Origin of the sequence: Limnobaculum xujianqingii (genome assembly GCF_013394855.1) — a bacterium.
Taxonomy (GTDB): domain Bacteria; phylum Pseudomonadota; class Gammaproteobacteria; order Enterobacterales; family Enterobacteriaceae; genus Limnobaculum; species Limnobaculum xujianqingii.
The window spans coordinates 858,000-873,999 of sequence record NZ_JABMLK010000001.1 but is presented as its reverse complement, the minus strand read 5'-3'; the positions used below and the strand labels follow the sequence as shown (position 1 = coordinate 873,999).

18 protein-coding genes are annotated in these 16,000 nt (G+C 43.6%); 12 read left to right on the top strand and 6 right to left on the bottom strand.

Going from position 1 to position 16,000, the window contains the following annotated elements; translation table 11 throughout:
- Positions 1 to 7 precede the first annotated feature (7 nt).
- Positions 8 to 2,395 carry a phenylalanine--tRNA ligase subunit beta gene (gene pheT / locus GOL65_RS03940; protein WP_140920817.1) on the top strand — a complete coding sequence of 796 codons (2,388 nt, stop codon included), beginning with the start codon at positions 8 to 10 and terminating at the stop codon, positions 2,393 to 2,395.
- 4 nt (positions 2,396 to 2,399) lie between these two features.
- Positions 2,400 to 2,696: an integration host factor subunit alpha gene (ihfA, locus tag GOL65_RS03935; RefSeq protein ID WP_029095030.1), complete on the top strand. Its 297-nt coding sequence runs from the start codon at positions 2,400 to 2,402 to the stop codon at positions 2,694 to 2,696.
- 129 nt (positions 2,697 to 2,825) lie between these two features.
- On the opposite strand, the gene GOL65_RS03930 is transcribed toward ihfA, so the two are convergent.
- The 3 genes from GOL65_RS03930 to GOL65_RS03920 all read right to left on the bottom strand — a co-directional run bounded on the left by GOL65_RS03930 (position 2,826) and on the right by GOL65_RS03920 (position 4,612).
- Entirely contained in the window at positions 2,826 to 3,806 is a 981-nt protein-coding gene (locus GOL65_RS03930) for a phage integrase (RefSeq protein WP_140920816.1), read from the bottom strand.
- 78 nt (positions 3,807 to 3,884) lie between these two features.
- Positions 3,885 to 4,181 (bottom strand): transcriptional regulator, encoded by a 297-nt coding sequence (locus tag GOL65_RS03925; RefSeq protein WP_179038163.1) that lies wholly within the window; start codon positions 4,179 to 4,181, stop codon positions 3,885 to 3,887.
- A 128-nt stretch (positions 4,182 to 4,309) separates the two neighbouring features.
- The gene (locus tag GOL65_RS03920) at positions 4,310 to 4,612 is read right to left on the bottom strand and encodes a helix-turn-helix domain-containing protein (protein ID WP_228723049.1); all 303 of its coding nucleotides are present in this window, start codon (positions 4,610 to 4,612) and stop codon (positions 4,310 to 4,312) included.
- Positions 4,613 to 4,712: 100 nt separating this feature from the next.
- Between GOL65_RS03920 and GOL65_RS03915 the strand changes: the two genes are divergently transcribed.
- The 9 genes from GOL65_RS03915 to GOL65_RS03875 all read left to right on the top strand — a co-directional run bounded on the left by GOL65_RS03915 (position 4,713) and on the right by GOL65_RS03875 (position 10,939).
- Positions 4,713 to 5,039: a Cox family DNA-binding protein gene (locus tag GOL65_RS03915; RefSeq protein ID WP_140920814.1), complete on the top strand. Its 327-nt coding sequence runs from the start codon at positions 4,713 to 4,715 to the stop codon at positions 5,037 to 5,039.
- A gap of 115 nt (positions 5,040 to 5,154) precedes the next feature.
- Positions 5,155 to 5,364, top strand: a complete 210-nt coding sequence (locus GOL65_RS03910) for a hypothetical protein (RefSeq protein ID WP_140920813.1) — start codon at positions 5,155 to 5,157, stop codon at positions 5,362 to 5,364.
- Positions 5,365 to 5,441: 77 nt separating this feature from the next.
- The gene (locus GOL65_RS03905) at positions 5,442 to 5,654 is read left to right on the top strand and encodes a phage filamentation protein Fil family protein (RefSeq protein ID WP_140920812.1); all 213 of its coding nucleotides are present in this window, start codon (positions 5,442 to 5,444) and stop codon (positions 5,652 to 5,654) included.
- 92 nt (positions 5,655 to 5,746) lie between these two features.
- Complete coding sequence (locus tag GOL65_RS03900; protein ID WP_140920811.1) at positions 5,747 to 5,971, top strand: DUF2732 family protein; 225 nt, start codon at positions 5,747 to 5,749, stop codon at positions 5,969 to 5,971.
- 2 nt (positions 5,972 to 5,973) lie between these two features.
- Positions 5,974 to 6,210 carry a TraR/DksA C4-type zinc finger protein gene (locus GOL65_RS03895; protein ID WP_140920810.1) on the top strand — a complete coding sequence of 79 codons (237 nt, stop codon included), beginning with the start codon at positions 5,974 to 5,976 and terminating at the stop codon, positions 6,208 to 6,210.
- Positions 6,211 to 6,358: 148 nt separating this feature from the next.
- Positions 6,359 to 7,252 carry a Dam family site-specific DNA-(adenine-N6)-methyltransferase gene (locus tag GOL65_RS03890; RefSeq protein ID WP_140920809.1) on the top strand — a complete coding sequence of 298 codons (894 nt, stop codon included), beginning with the start codon at positions 6,359 to 6,361 and terminating at the stop codon, positions 7,250 to 7,252.
- 2 nt (positions 7,253 to 7,254) lie between these two features.
- On the top strand, positions 7,255 to 7,614 hold the full coding sequence (locus GOL65_RS03885; RefSeq protein ID WP_140920808.1) for a DUF3850 domain-containing protein: 360 nt from the start codon (positions 7,255 to 7,257) through the stop codon (positions 7,612 to 7,614).
- A gap of 10 nt (positions 7,615 to 7,624) precedes the next feature.
- Complete coding sequence (locus GOL65_RS03880; RefSeq protein ID WP_140920807.1) at positions 7,625 to 10,135, top strand: replication endonuclease; 2,511 nt, start codon at positions 7,625 to 7,627, stop codon at positions 10,133 to 10,135.
- A gap of 114 nt (positions 10,136 to 10,249) precedes the next feature.
- On the top strand, positions 10,250 to 10,939 hold the full coding sequence (locus tag GOL65_RS03875; protein ID WP_140920806.1) for a DNA adenine methylase: 690 nt from the start codon (positions 10,250 to 10,252) through the stop codon (positions 10,937 to 10,939).
- A 50-nt stretch (positions 10,940 to 10,989) separates the two neighbouring features.
- Here GOL65_RS03875 and GOL65_RS03870 read toward each other — a convergent pair whose 3' ends face one another.
- The 3 genes from GOL65_RS03870 to GOL65_RS03860 all read right to left on the bottom strand — a co-directional run bounded on the left by GOL65_RS03870 (position 10,990) and on the right by GOL65_RS03860 (position 14,968).
- Positions 10,990 to 11,760, bottom strand: a complete 771-nt coding sequence (locus GOL65_RS03870) for a hypothetical protein (protein ID WP_140920805.1) — start codon at positions 11,758 to 11,760, stop codon at positions 10,990 to 10,992.
- Positions 11,761 to 12,200: 440 nt separating this feature from the next.
- Positions 12,201 to 13,193 carry a phage portal protein gene (locus GOL65_RS03865; protein ID WP_140920900.1) on the bottom strand — a complete coding sequence of 331 codons (993 nt, stop codon included), beginning with the start codon at positions 13,191 to 13,193 and terminating at the stop codon, positions 12,201 to 12,203.
- A gap of 56 nt (positions 13,194 to 13,249) precedes the next feature.
- Complete coding sequence (locus GOL65_RS03860) at positions 13,250 to 14,968, bottom strand: terminase large subunit domain-containing protein (protein ID WP_140920804.1); 1,719 nt, start codon at positions 14,966 to 14,968, stop codon at positions 13,250 to 13,252.
- A gap of 153 nt (positions 14,969 to 15,121) precedes the next feature.
- Here GOL65_RS03860 and GOL65_RS03855 point away from each other — a divergent pair, with 153 nt between their 5' ends.
- Positions 15,122 to 15,964, top strand: a complete 843-nt coding sequence (locus GOL65_RS03855) for a GPO family capsid scaffolding protein (protein WP_140920803.1) — start codon at positions 15,122 to 15,124, stop codon at positions 15,962 to 15,964.
- The last annotated feature ends 36 nt before the right edge of the window (positions 15,965 to 16,000 follow it).

Below are 16,000 nucleotides of genomic sequence, written 5' to 3'. Positions count from 1 at the left end.
CCAAAACATGAAATTCAGTGAATCCTGGTTGCGTGAATGGGTTAACCCTGCGATTAATCGTGACCAATTGTCTGAACAAATTACCATGGCCGGTCTGGAAGTAGACGGTGTGGAACCCGTAGCCGGTGAATTTACCGGTGTGGTTGTTGGTCGGGTTGTGGAGTGTGGTCAACACCCTAATGCAGACAAGCTACGCGTAACAAAAGTTGATGTCGGTGGCGATCGCCTGCTGGATATCGTTTGCGGTGCGCCAAACTGCCGTAAAGGGTTAACCGTAGCCTGTGCCACCGTTGGTGCTGTACTGCCGGGCGATTTTAAAATTAAAGCCGCCAAACTGCGCGGCGAGCCGTCTGAAGGTATGCTGTGCTCTTTCTCTGAACTAGGTATCAGCGACGATCATAGCGGTATTATTGAACTGCCAGAAGATGCGCCAATCGGTCAGGATGTTCGGGAATATCTTAAGTTAAACGATGCCACTATCGAAATCAGTGTAACGCCAAACCGGGCTGACTGTTTAGGTATCATCGGCGTTGCCCGTGATGTGGCAGTGATTAACAAGCTACCGTTAAACCTGCCTGACATGTCTTCTGTGGCTCCGGTCATTCAGGATGTTATCTCTATTCAGGTTGATGCCAGCGAAGCTTGTCCACGTTATTTAGGCCGGGTAGTTAAAGGTATTAATGTAAAAGCCGCTACGCCATTGTGGATGAAAGAAAAGCTGCGCCGTTGTGGTATTCGCTCTATCGATCCAGTCGTGGATGTGACCAACTATGTTCTGTTGGAGCTGGGGCATCCTATGCATGCGTTCGATTTAGCGCGTATTGACGGCGGTATTGTCGTACGTATGGCAAAAGAGAATGAAGAGCTGGTTTTGCTGGATGGCAATAAAGTAAAACTGAACCAGGATGTTGTAGTGATCGCCGATCGTCAAAAACCGCTGGCGATGGGTGGAATTTTTGGTGGTGAGCATTCTGGTGTAAACGAAGAGACAACAGACGTTTTCCTGGAAAGCGCCTACTTTAACCCGTTGGCGATTGCCGGTCGTGCGCGTCGCTTTGGTTTACACACCGACGCTTCTCACCGCTATGAAAGAGGGGTTGATCCAGCCCTACAGCAAACTGCATTAGAAAGAGCAACGCGCTTGCTGCTGGATATCTGCGGTGGTCAACCGGGCCCTGTCATTGATGCGACCAATAAAACCACGCTTCCGATACGTGCCACCATTTTACTACGTCGTGAAAAGCTGGATAAACTGATTGGTCATGTTATTTCTGATGATCAAGTTAGCGATATTCTGAGCCGTTTAGGTTGTGAAGTATCTCGTGAAGGAGATAACTGGAAAGCCGTTGCACCAAGCTGGCGTTTCGATATGGAAATCGAAGAAGATTTGATTGAAGAAATTGCCCGCGTTTATGGATATAACAGCATTCCAAATGTGCCTCTGCGCGCCAATTTGGAAATGACCCCACATCGCGAAGCCAATTTACCATTGCGTCGGGTAAAAACTTTACTGGTAGATAAAGGGTATCAGGAAGCAATCACCTATAGTTTCGTTGATCCTAAGGTACAAAATTTACTGCATCCTCAACAGGAAGCGTTAGTTTTACCTAACCCAATTTCGGTTGAAATGTCGGCTATGCGCCTCTCATTATGGAGCGGATTGTTGACTTCAGTGGTGTATAACCAGAACCGTCAGCAGGGTCGTGTACGCCTGTTTGAGAGCGGTTTACGCTTTGTTCCTGATGCATCAGCAGAATTTGGTGTCCGGCAGGAGGTTATGCTGGCAGGGGTTATTGCAGGAAATCGCTATGAAGAGCACTGGAACCTTGCGCGTGAAGCAGTTGACTTCTATGATTTAAAAGGCGATCTTGAGTCGGTGTTAGAATTGACGGGTAAATTGTCGGAGATTGAATTTAAAGTCGAGGCAAACCCTGCATTACACCCCGGCCAAAGTGCGGCTATTTATTTAAATGGCGAACGCATTGGATACATTGGTGTAGTGCATCCTGAGCTTGAGCGTAAGCTCGATCTCAACGGTCGTACGGTGGTATTCGAACTGTTGTGGGACAAGGTCTCAGAACGCCGGGTACCGCTTGCCAGAGAGGTTTCCCGCTTCCCGGCAAACCGTCGTGATATCGCAATTGTTGTGGCTGAAAGCATACCTGCTGCCAATGTATTAGAAATATGTAAAAAAGTTGGCGTAAATCAGATGGTTGGCGTAAACTTATTTGACGTATATCGAGGTAAGGGTGTCGCTGAGGGGTATAAGAGCCTGGCTATCAGTCTGACATTGCAAGATACCACGCGTACGCTAGAAGAAGAGGAAATTGCCGCTACCGTTGCAGAATGCGTAGAGGCATTGAAACAGCGATTCCAAGCATCCTTGAGAGATTGAACCTATGGCGCTTACTAAAGCTGAAATGTCTGAACACTTGTGCGAAAAGCTTAACCTGAGTAAACGTGATGCAAAAGATCTCGTTGAACTGTTTTTTGAAGAAGTCCGTAAAGCTTTGGAAAACGGTGAACAAGTCAAACTTTCCGGATTCGGTAATTTTGACCTGCGGGATAAGAGTCAACGCCCGGGACGTAACCCAAAAACTGGCGAAGATATTCCTATCACTGCACGCCGGGTAGTCACTTTCCGTCCGGGTCAGAAGTTAAAGAGCCGGGTTGAGAACGCTACGCCGAAAGAATAAGACATCAGACCTAAAAAGGCCGCGCACGCGGCCTTTTTCTTCCCAGTAATTACAGCGCTTTTTCAGTATATCAATAAGTTAGAGGGATGTAGGGAGCCTTAACGCCCCCCAAGATACCCCAACCTATGGTCAATATGTGGACACTCTTCTTAATGGGTTTAGGGTTACAGCATCCTGCAAATGGTCTGGTGAAAAATGTGCGTAAACCATAGTTTGCTGTATTTTTGAATGCCCCAATATTCGCTGTAATGTGATGATGTTGCCGCCATTGATCATAAAGTGAGTAGCAAAGGTATGCCGCAGAACGTGAACGGCTTGACCATTTGGCATATCAGGTTTAACCATCTTTATTGCCTCTCTCAGTAGCTTATAGCTGGCTTTCTCAAACAACCGGCCAGAGCGCTTAGTCACAATATAATCGTTAACTTCTGTTGATATAGGGATAGTTCTCTGTTTACCGTTCTTCGTTTTATAGAGAGTGACTTTACAATCAAGAATATGTTCGGCCTTTACGTTGTATGCTTCCCCCCAACGGGCACCGGTACTTAATGAAAAAATAGCAATTTTTCTTTCATTATCATCAAGCAATTTTAATAAATCTTGAATCTCATCAAGAGTAAAAAAAACCATTTCTGGAACTTCTTCTTTTAATGGTTTTAATTGCCTGATCGGATTTTCGTTGTGAAACTCATCCAGTTCAATCAGAGCCGTAAACATCCCAGATAAATGAGTCATTAATCTATTTACTGTGGATGCTTTTATTCCAGATTGCAGCCGAATAGCTATAAACTTGGTGAAAAAGGGTTTTGTGAGCATGTACGACCGCGGGTAATCCATATCACGATCTAGCTTTCTCAATTTCCCTAATGCAGCCTCACCATGCTCCTGATTGCATCCGCTAAACTTCCACCACAGATCGATTAATTCAGTTAATGACCGTTTATCTGCGGGTTTTTCTACCCATTCCTTATCATGGTAATTACTTAAAACATACTTTTCATAAGCTACAGCTTCAGCTTTTTTATCAAATTTCCGCCGGAAGCGCCTTCCTGTTGCTCCTTGCGGTCTAACGTCCACTTCATAACGACCATCGACAGGTTTAATAGACATATAACCCCCCGATGTTTTCTACCTGGTATTTTGTACTTTCAATAAAAGCCTTATGAACTGATTGCCAGTGTTCAGGCTTCAGTGGTGTGACATTGTTTTTTCTGGCCCATAGTGAGAGAGAGCCGGATCTATTTGTCCGGCTTCATATGCAATTTGTCCAATCGCCAGCCAGAGCACATACTTCCGATACTTGATGTTATCCATCAGTATTAATCTTTCAATCACCAAAGGATCGTGTAATCCTCCTCCGTCTTCATAGTCCTTATTAACACTGATATCCATTCCAGTTGATAATGAAAACTCTTCCTGTGACATATATTCAGCGATACGAATTGCTTTCAGTTTTTCCGCGTAATTAATCGATCTTATAGACATAAATATCTCTCTTTTGTTGATTACAATTTACTTATAAAACGCATGGTATAGGTAAAAACAGTTACAACAATTTAATATTAAGAGATATCTGTCTTAATACATTACAGAAGCTGAAATTAAATAAATTACTATTCGGCCTGACCTATTTTTTTACTGTCTTGTTCTGATTCATCTTCATCGATTATCGGGGCTATTTGCCCTGATTCTGGTGATGTTTCACCGAGTAATAGCCACATAGTGTATTTTTTATACTCTTCAATGTTTATCACTCTTTCAACTACAGCGATACCAGCGATCTGTTGGCCGGTTTCATACTTTTTTATCGTGCCAAGAGCTAAGCCTGTGATTTCAGAAAATATCTTCTGAGTTACACCTTCAGCTTTCCTCAATGTTAGTAATTTTTTTGCATAATCTGTTGACAAGGTTCTCATGTAAGCACTATCCTTCAATTAAAAGGTGCTTCATTAAGCACCTCAATCAAACCCTAAGACACCCCAACGCACTATGGGCGGTAAAGCGAGAGGATAACAAATGTTAGAGATTGCAGATAGCACATCATCCAATCTTGTCACTGTGGAGTTTTTTGCCAGCTATATCGGTAAAACACCAAAAGCAGTCAGACAAATGGTACAAGCTGGAAAGTTGCCAGTTATCCGCATGAAAAATCCAGAAAACCCATCAGGAGAAGGTGAGATTTATATTCATAAGGCGGAATGGGATGCGTTTGCTGAACACCTTGCCGCAACGGCGGATCCAGATTGGCATGCATGGAAAGATAGATTATTTACGACATCAAAACCGAAGAAGAGCAAACCTATAGCTTCAGCCTGCACAAAGAGTTCTAAAGCCCGTAAATAGTGCATTTAGTGAAAAACTGAGCGCGGTGCCTTTGGTGGAGTTCTTTTAAAAGCATGGACAGAGGCCAAAGGCACCGCAATCAGCCAAATCAATATCAACCAAAAAAGGAAATATTATGTCGTTCAAGTATCCATTAGGAGCAATAGTAAAAATTAAGGTTAGTGGCGAAGAAGGTCATGTAAAAGGCCGTGCAGATTACGCCATGACAGAAAACCAATATTACATTCATTATCAGGCCAATGATGGTCGCGCGGTGAGTGTTTGGTTTGACGAATCAGATATTGAGCCAGCATCAATTGAAAATGCTGTTATTGATGAAAAGTAATTAGCATCACTAAGCCCGCTATATAGCGGGTTTAATAATGTTAGTTAGTACAAAGATAGTAATCACGGGGGAGTCAAATGAACAAATGTCCATCATTATCAAGTATGTTACGGCATGGTCAGGAAGTGACTCATTGCCATCATTCTCGCGGCTGGCTGGAAACACCTGACGGCCAGTTCTTCCAACCGAAGGTCAGTAATGTGCAGTTTATTGCGGGAAGGGATAAACCTTTTATGTGTGGCAATAAACGCCGTTCATTGTGGTTTAAATTGTTCGGAATTAATCGCTAAGTAATTAACCGTTAATTATTAACAACGCTATTTAATTAATTATGACTGAAAAGTCAGGGGTTTCTATTACCCAAATTTAAGGAAGCAGACACATGCCAACTATTAATAATCAGGTGAATAAGCCAAATAGCGAGGATCTAACCTCATTATTTAATGAGGCCAGAAAAGATGAGCGGCGTAATTATGCCGCACTGGTAGCGGAACGCCTTGAGCGCCTTGCCAATTTTATTGTTGATGAATCACCGGCGGATATTGCTGCAATTATCCGTGATGAAGCCGATTCATTCCACAAGGTTGCATCAGGCTCGGAGGTTTGATTATGGCTGATGAAATTGATTTAGCTCAGGAACGACAGGCAATAGTGCTTGAAAGTCAGATTGCAGCCGCCCGCGCACATGGCGGCGTTTCTTTAGATGCTTGTGAAGATTGTGATCGCCCAATACCAGAAGCGCGCCGCCTAGCTATTACCGGCGTAACTCGGTGTGTGACCTGTCAGGAAACACATGAATGTTTGCAAAAGCATTATAGGAAATGGAGGCCAGGCAATGTTCTTTGATAGCTGGTTGGACATTACTGTAATTGTTCTGGCTTTTTTATTAATCGCGTTGATTGCTTTCATTATTTTTTATGAATGGAAGGAAGAGCGCGATTTTATTAATAGTCCAGAAAATAAAAAATACGATTAATAAAATAAGGATTCGGATATGAATCGTTCTTTTTTAAAATGGCAAGGTGGTAAAGGTTCCATTATTACCGAAATTAAAAAATATCTTCCGACAGGAAAGAGATTAATTGAGCCTTTCGTAGGTGCGGGCAATGTCTTTATTAATACAGATTATGAGTCATATATCTTAAATGATATTAATCCCGATCTAATCAATGCTTATTATTTTCTAAAAGCAAACCCAAAAGCCTTTATGACGTTGCTGGCTCAATTTTTTATTGATGGTGCAGAACAACATGAATATTTAAATAACAGGAGGATATTTAATAATTCAAGACGCGCGGGTAAAAACTTTACGCGTTCTGTACTTTTTGTTTATTTAAATCGGCATTGCTTCAATGGTGTGTGTAGATACAACCAAAGCGGCCTGTTTAATGTGCCTTTTGGTAAGTTGAAAAGTGCATATTTTCCTGATTTGGAAATGTTGAACTTTGCTGAGAAGTTAGCAAAAGCCAGCCTGCATTGCACTGACTTTGAAAAAATTATTGGTATGGCGGGAGAGGGAGACGTGATTTACTGCGATCCGCCGTACATTCCAACGTCTAAAACAGCAAATTTTACAACCTATCACACAAAAGCGTTTATCAATGCAGATCATCAACGCCTGAATGCTGCGCTAATTGCGGCGGCTAAGCGTGGTGCTTATATCGTTCTCTCCAATAGCAATACCCCAGAAACCAGAGAAGTTTATCTTGACTTTACATTTTATGAGGTTGAAGCCCGCCGCTCATCAGCCGCGAAAGCTGGAAGCCGTAAAGCGGTAAAGGAATTGATAGGTATATACCCACAGAAAAAGAAAACATCAGTGTCTTTTTGTTTATTGCCGCACCATCCGGATTACATACCAATTACTTTTTCAATTGGAGATAAATAAAAATGAAAAATTCGAAAAATAAATCATGTGCAGCACCGAAAGAAAGGGAACCAGTAACACACGCGCTGAAGATTAATTCAGAATATTTTCATGCGGTAGCTATGGGAGAGAAAAGCGCGGAGTTTCGCCGCGCTGACCGAGATTATCGAGTGGGTGACTTACTGACTTTGCGTGAGTACGGAAGTTTCCCGTGGATCGATGTGAAGCAAGGATTTAGCGGCGAAGAGATTACGGTGCAAATTACTCATATTACTGATTTGTCGAAATGGGCGGCAGGTTATGTAATGTTAAGTATCCGTCATGAGATCTGTACTCAAATGCTGGATTCATCAGATTCTTTTGATGATGAACTCCCATTCTGAGATATATGTAATGGCTATTGATTCTCGCGGTCGTTATGCCCCATCTGAGCCAGCTCCGTACCCTGGTATTGTTGACAATACCAGGTATGTATATCAGTGGAATCAACCACGTAAAGTCGTAGATTTAGCAGCAGATGATGAAATAAAGACGCCTGAAGTTACAGGTGTCAGTCCTTTAGTAGCTCGACACCTTGAAAAACTGAATAAGAATTACCAGCCTTTAGGGCTGGCAGCGATAGACAGAATCAAGCGACAAGCGCTGGAAGAGAAGACCGCTCATCATAATCAGATGGAGCGCTGGCCTGAAACTTTGGAAGGTATTCAGCAGCACTTCAATGAACAACCATTTTTTATCCGGCAGGCTCTGTTGCCAAAAATAAACTGGTTGCGTGATAACCGAGATCAAAAACACGTCAATGCTTTCATCATGGGAACCGTGAAGAAAGCATTGCTGCGCCTTGATCGAGTTCGCCGCCAGCAGTCCGTCAACAGCGGTCACTCTTCTGAACTTGCTGCGTATTATTTCCGCCGTTGGCCGCATCTTGCTGAATTCAGCAAAAAAGAGGTCATTGCCGCTGCGTATGAGATAGCAGGGCGATTAGGGGAAATGTTTGAAACCGAATGCTCAGCAATGGAAACCAGACCGTCAGAAATGCCAGACGACGATCTGTTATGGATTTATCAGCATTTAGGCACGGAAATGTTTGCTTTGCGGGTCACTCCGCCAGAGTGGGGATCATTAAATTCAGCGTTTGATCGCCGCCTCTGTTATTCCTCAATATTGCGAATTACTAACCCTGACTGGTGGGGGCGAAAGCTTTGGCGTTTACGCTGTGAGTGGCGAGAAAATCAGTTTAGAGCTGCCGGAGTTATTCATAAGAAACGGATGGCTTATGTTAGTTTTGACGCCCTGAGTCAATGGCAGGAGCAGCGCCGCAAGAATCGTAGCTTTTATCAGTCACATGAACTGGTTGACGATGATGATAATGTGGTCAGCCTTGAGGATATGGTCAACGCCAGCGTGAGTAATCGCGCTATACGCCGTCATGAATTAATGAACAGAATGGCAGGTGTAGAACTGATCGCCCAATCCCGTGGGGATATAGGCGTTTTTTTAACGATCACATGTCCATCCAAATACCACAGCAATATTCAGAGCGGTCACCACAATCCAAAATGGAACCACACCTCAACAAGGCAGGGGCAACGCTATTTATGTCTGACATGGGGCAGAGCGACTTCTGCTCTTAAACGTCAGGGGCTACGGCCGTATGGTTTTAGAGTGGCGGAACCACATCATGACGGGACGCCGCATTGGCATGTATTGCTGTTCATGCCTCCAGAGCAACTAAAAGAAACCGTTAAAATCCTGCGTGATTACTTTATTGCTGAAGATCGGCAGGAATTAGGCCGCCGCACCGGTGCCCGCTTTAAGTCTAAAAAACTGGATCCTACTAAGGGGTCGGCTACCGCGTATGTGGCTAAATATATTTCAAAAAATATTGATGGCTATGCGCTGGACGGTGAGCTGGACACAGAAACAGGAAAGCCGCTAAAAGATACCGCCAAGTATGCTATGGCATGGGCGTCACAGCATAATATCCGCCAGTTTCAACCATTCGGCCAACCACCCGTCACGGTCTGGCGTGAGTTGAGAAAACTTAATAATCAGCTTGTTGCCATTCAAAAAGAGGCGGGAATATTCAGGCCAGGTAAAAAACTGCTCAGTGATTCAGATATGGATGCTGTTCTGGCTGCCGCTGATGTTGGCTGTTTCGCTTCTTATATTGAAAAACAAGGCGGCGTGTTAATTCCACGGGATCGTTACACAGTGCGGCTTGCATATGAAGAATCGGAAGAATTAAACACTTACGGCGAAACATCGGAAAAGATTTACGGTGTATTTTCACCGCGCCTTGGTATTACCTCACGTATCTGTACCCGCACAACCAAGTGGAAGATCCGAGCGAAACAAACGAAGAAGCGTGAAGCGCAAAGCGCTGAAGCATTGGAGGCTCTTGGCCCTTTACCGCCGCAACGCGGCCCTTGGAGTTCTGTCAATAACTCTACGGGCGACCAAAAAATAATCAAAAAAGAGCTGCCAGTAGAACAAATTGACAGCACATCAGAGTCAGAAATGACTGTGTCAGCTGTTGATTTCGATGAAATGAGCGATAAGGAGCGGCGCGCATTACTCCGAAGGGTGAGAAATCAGCCGCCAGACCAACAAAAAATCATCTGTTCGTCTTCAACTCCACGTAATAAAGAGGCTTGTAACCTGGCGTTTAGCCAACAGGCTGCGGAACTGAGGGTGAAAATTGAAGAGTTTGCTCAGTCATTAGGTTGGCAATTATCCCAACATGAAGTCAGACGGCTGGCAGCCGGTCATAAAGTGGATATTGATGGCCGGTATTACCGTGCGCGGAGTGATGGTTGTATATATGCGGGCCAGCAGGAACCGCGGGCACGGGGGGCTGCATTGATGGATCGAATTAGTAGATTGAGAGTGGGTACCGCATAGATATAGGTGGCTGTGCTGAAGAACAGTCATTTATGTCTATTCTGGCCATTCAGGAAGACATAGCCGTTTATGGCTATGTGGTACCAAAGTTGAATCATAGTCAGAGGTAATATTATGGCAGGTTATTTGGGAAGCAAAGCTGCGTCAGGTTCATATCAGGCGATCATCAGTCGAATGGCGCCACATGATACTTATATTGAAACTCATTTAGGCGGTGGGGCGGTAATGCTGAATAAGCCGCCTGCACTGCGTAATATTGGAGTAGATATTGATGAGCATGCATTAGGATACTTTGAGACCATACATAATAAAGAAGCTTCCCGCGTTGAACTTATTCAGGCTGATGCAGTTAATTATCTAAGATATTTTGATTTTTCAACGGCTGGACGTGTTCAGCTTTATTGTGATCCGCCCTATTTGCCCTGTACCAGAACCAGTCGCGCCCGTTATCGTCATGAATATACAGAAAAAGATCATGTTGATTTGCTGAAAATCCTGCGTTTATTGCCGGATAACGTAAATATTATCTTATCTGGTTACCCTTCAAGAATGTACGACGATTTATTACCAGGATGGCGGACACATGAATACCAGTCAATGACGCGCGGTGGGGTTAGGACGGAAAAATTATGGATGAATTTCAGTGAGGGTGCTGTTTATTCGCATCAATTTGCTGGAAAGAATTATATAGATAGACAAAGAATAAAGCGGAAGGCTGAGCGGTGGGCGAGAAACTATAAGGCATTACCACCAGATGAGCAGTTAGCAATTATGGCTGCGTTGTCAAATTATGATGAATATTGAAATTAATCTGATATTACGGCCTATGTATTAGGCCGTAATAGACCTTATAGTTACATCCAATTAATATCTCTTAGTTCACTGTAATCGGCGTACACATCATCAGCGTATTTTTTTACTTCTTCCCATAGCCCGTCATTGATACGTGAGTCCATTATGTATTTCTCATCTATTAATGAATCAGGGTCAACACCTACCGATATCATCAGACGGTCTAAATTTTCCACAAACGAATCTTTTGAATAATCTTTTTCTTTTGGGAGAATTGAGGGGTCAATAGTGGCTCTTTTTCTGTAAGTTTTAATATTATTTAGTGTTTCTTGTCTTTTCTTTTCAACCTGTTGTGATATTTGTGTGATTTTCTCTTTGAATAAAGAAAAATCTTTTTCTGTGAAATAATCAGACATCTCCTTCATGAATTTTTCATCATTAACACAAGTATTAATATCAACACTGATAGCTTCTATAGCACGTTCTTCAGTAGATTTTTTATCAGAGTTATTATTAAGTAACATTGATCTGATGGGGTCACATTGAACGTGAAATATTGTAATATATTTGTTGATATAGTCTTTACGAATAACTTTGTAAAAATTATTCGCCTTAACTTCCATTTGGTCTAATTGGATTTGCTTTAGTTGTATCTCTTTTATTTTCTCTTTAAATTCAACCTCTTTAATAGCTATGGACTCTTGCAATGATGCTAATTGATAGAGAGGTATAACTGTATAGTTGATTGTAAAAGCAGCACCAATCAATAATCCAATTTGAGCAATATAACTTAGCCTTTCTAACCATAAATCAATCCCTTTCTTACCTGACATATCACTCTCCAGAACGTTAATGACAACAGTACACTAATTGTTAAAACATAATTATATTTACCCGTAAAAACAAGTTATTAGCGTATCGATTTTAGGTATACAAATTTGCATTATTCCGCACAATTTTTTTAAGTCCCAATTCATTTTCAAGCCCAGATAGGGCGAGGACTTGCTTGGCTTGCACAACTGCACAAAAAACGATGACTTTTGCGTGCGGGCGAGGCGGGGGAACCAGCGCGCGCAGAGGCACGAAAGATTGAATATGCCAAATGTGAGAAATAACCCACTTTTACGGCCTTTTGGGATGCGTAACTGATAATGTTATATCTTGTGTGATTATGTTGACGCATTGCTCAGCGTCGCGCTGATGCGCTGTAAATTGATTTGAAAATAAATAAGACAAAAGCCGCGCAGGGCGGCTTCAGTAGGGAGTATATTGATTAGGCTGTAGGCTTTGTTAGTGAATATTCTTTGAATCGGATAACTTCGATCCCTAACCAGTCATTTAACTCTTTCAGTGTTTCCTGTATTGGTAGTAACTCATTGACCGCAAACACTTGAGCGGCTTTCTCAACATCACCGAAGCCACCAACATTACCCGGCATAACGCCCATTAATTGAGGTGGAACACGGTGGATTGCCAACATATCATCGCGGGTTGCATCTTTGATACCGGTGAATTCATCCTTTGCGGCAATCTGGCTGAAGGGAAGTATTTGCAAACCGTCCTTTTTACCACCTGCGGCATAGACAAATAAGTTTTTAAAGGCGCCATTCCCGCGGGCATCCTTTAATGACCGCTTCAGTTTTTCAACATCAGCATTGTTAGCTACGGGGTCTGTTAAATAGACGATGACACCGGCATGACTGCCATTGATGTAATAATTACGTCTAAATATGGTGGCCTCACCGTTGAGGCTGACGCTGTGCAATGAGGCAATATATTCAGGTGTACCATAGATTTCCTGATGAATACTGGGGTTTTTGATCTGGCAAATATTGCCTGGTTCAAAAGGAAAATCTTGTACATGGTGAGTAACAAACCAATACTGATCGGGATCGACACCTCTACGGGTATATTTAGCCAGACTATGTTTCAATTCGATAGGATCACCGAGTCGATTGCGCCTGACTTCCATATAGTTATTACCAAATATCAAGTAATCAAGGATCCAGGCGCTCATATCTTGTCGGGATAGTAATGGGTGTGGAATGTAGCAAGACAGGATCACATTGCGCTTAAAAAACAATGGTGATGAATGATAAGCAGCAGAATCCAGCATTTTAGCCAGACTATAAGGGCTGATTGGCGGTTCATACCACCGGCCATTGTTAGAGCACTCAAAGCAGTCATTAAGATCGCTCATTCTGTTAACCGAAACAGGACTGTCAAAGCTGAAGGTTTCAACACTTTCCAGCGGTTCAGTCTTCATGTTTTCTGGTTGTCCGGTCTGTGCTTTCGTTGCCCGTCTATGTTTGCGGCTCACTATTAGAACTCCTCAACAAAACTATTGCTTGTATCTGTGATCTCAACGCCAATAGGCTCGTTATAAATGCATTGCATTGTAGCCCAGGCTAGATCTCCGTGGTTGCTGCCGCGACTGCGATCAGACTCATAAGTGGTAATGCCGCCAGGTGTAACAATTTTTCGAACAGTCATAAAAGATTGAGCCAGATTCATCATGCCTGCATCGTATTCCCAGCGACCGGCTCGAATGGTCATCAACATTTTGAGTACCATTGCTCGTTTTAATGTAGGGTTGTAGTTGTACATAACCGCAGTAGGGAAAAACTTGATAACTATCTGATATACCGCTGCACCAATCCCTGTACCGTCGATAGCAATATGCTGCACGTTATAACGTTCTGTTACTTCCTCTATCACTTTGGCCTGTGCCTCAAACTCCATTCCTCGAAGTTGAATGCGTTCTACCGTGCGGAATTTACCGCCAGGAACGGAAGGCGGTGCAATAACGACTAAGCCACCGCTGTCACCTTTCCCGCTGCTGCCATTAGGATCATAACTTACCCAGACAGGGCGATTACCCAATGGACGAGGAGAGAATGGGCGCCAGTCCGGCCAGACATCATCGTTATAGCCATCAACGCCGCAATTTATCAGTGCGTTATAGTCAAATACCCGCTTTTTGGATGAAGAGAATTGACACATGTAAAGATTGCCATAGTCATCCGGAGAGTTTTCAAACTGTATCTGCTCAATACTGATTTTGTCGAAACCAAGCTTGATCGCATCTTCAATCGTGACAATCTGCCGCCAGACATTGTCACCACAGAGTTTACCGTTTTTAAGTGCCTTATGACTGGTATCAATTTCAATCTGTTCAGCTTTCGGCCTCTCTTCATTGAATAGATCGCCTGACCAGAATTTAAATGCCTCATGCTCTTCACTGGAGCAGGTTGATAGATAAGTACGGGTTAAGTGACTGTGTGATGCCATACCCGCGGCAACTCTACGGACATTCAGAAAATTGCTTACCCAGAACACTTCGTCAAAGTTCAGATCGCCGGTGTAGCTCTGCGCGTGCGCTGCTGATGTGCCAAGAAAGTACAGTATCGCACCGTTTGACAGTTCGATGGTATCACCGCCAACCAGTTCGACGCCGACCAGTTTAGCCGCTGCCTGAATGAAGCGTTTAAACTGGAACGCTTGCGCCCGACTGGCTGATAGAAATATCTGATTAACGCCATCTTCCAGCGCCCGCAGTAGTTTTTCTTGTGCAACATAGCGCGTACCACCTATCTGACGTGATTTCAGAATAAAGCGGTTACGGCGGCTCCGCTGTTTATACCAGCGCCTTTGATGCTCATACCAGGATTCATACAGTATTTTTCGTAGCTGTTCTATTTGCTCCGGTGTGAAGTGGTTTTTAATAGTTTTTTTCTTCTTCTCTTTCTCTTCGTCCTTATGCTCATGCCTGAAGAATCGATCTAACTGTCGGCCTAACAGATCGATCCGCTTAAAGTCGTGTGGCGTGGGGTTTTCCTTCTCGATCAACCTCAAATACTGGACGTGAGTACGCTCACACACCCGCTGTTTAACGGTTGCTTCATCCCATTTATCACGGCGCCGCCAACTGTAGAGCGTGTTAATACTGACTCCGACTGCATTGGCAATCTGAGAAATGCTAAACGCCCGCCAGTAAAGGCTCTTTGCTTCTGAACGAATGTCAGGTGTGTTTGTATTCATGGCGTCAGGCTATCGCGCGCGCGGGTGTTGATATATCTGTTTCAGTTGTCGCAAGGGCACGACAATTCGAAGGTTTTGCGCCGGACGCTTACAGGGGGAATGATGTGATCACTTTTTATATGAATCGGGTTTACACATTCGGAGATTGACACAATGCCTGTATCCAAATTTTTCCGCGTTGCTGTTGAGGGGGCTACTTGTGATGGCCGTACGTTGGAACGTCAACATATCGATCAGATGGCTGAAACTTATAACCCTGAGCTGTACGGCGCCCGCATTAACTTAGAGCATTTTATTTGGTCTCCAAGTGGTGATTTTAAAGCCTATGGTGATGTGATTGAGCTTAAAGCTGATGATATTGCGGATGGCCCGTTATCAGGTCGCCGTGCTCTGTTTGCAAAAGTCGATGCCACTGACGATCTGGTGGCACTGAAAGAGAAACGCCAGAAAATTTATCACAGTGTAGAAATTCACCCTTCTTTTGCTGATACCGGTAAAGCCTATTTAATGGGATTAGCCTGCACGGATAACCCTGCCAGTTTAGGTACTGAAATGATGCAATTCTGTGCTAACAGTGCAGTAAATCCACTGGCCTCACGTAAGCACGATCAAGCCTGTTTTTTCACTGAGTCTATTGAGTCAACAATGGAATTTGAAGCTGTTCAGGCACCGAGTGAACCTGAATCAGGTAAGTCATGGTTTTCCCGTGTGACTGAATTAATGAAGGGCAGTCAGCAGAAATTTAGCCAAGAAAATGCAGAGGTTCGCTCAGCGGTTGAAGAAGTTGCGAAAAGCCAGGCCAGTTTGATTGACCAGGTGAATAAACTCAGCAATGAGCAGGAAAATTCAAAACTTAAGACTGAAGTGGATACATTGCGTTCTGATTTCACCGAGTTGAAGAAGAAATTGACTGAGGAAGATGCGCGCCATTATAGCCATCGCCCGCCAGCGACTGGTGGTGATGGAACCACGAAGGAATACCAGGCGGAATGCTAACGGCGAAATAGTTTGCCAGGCACAGATAACTCACTG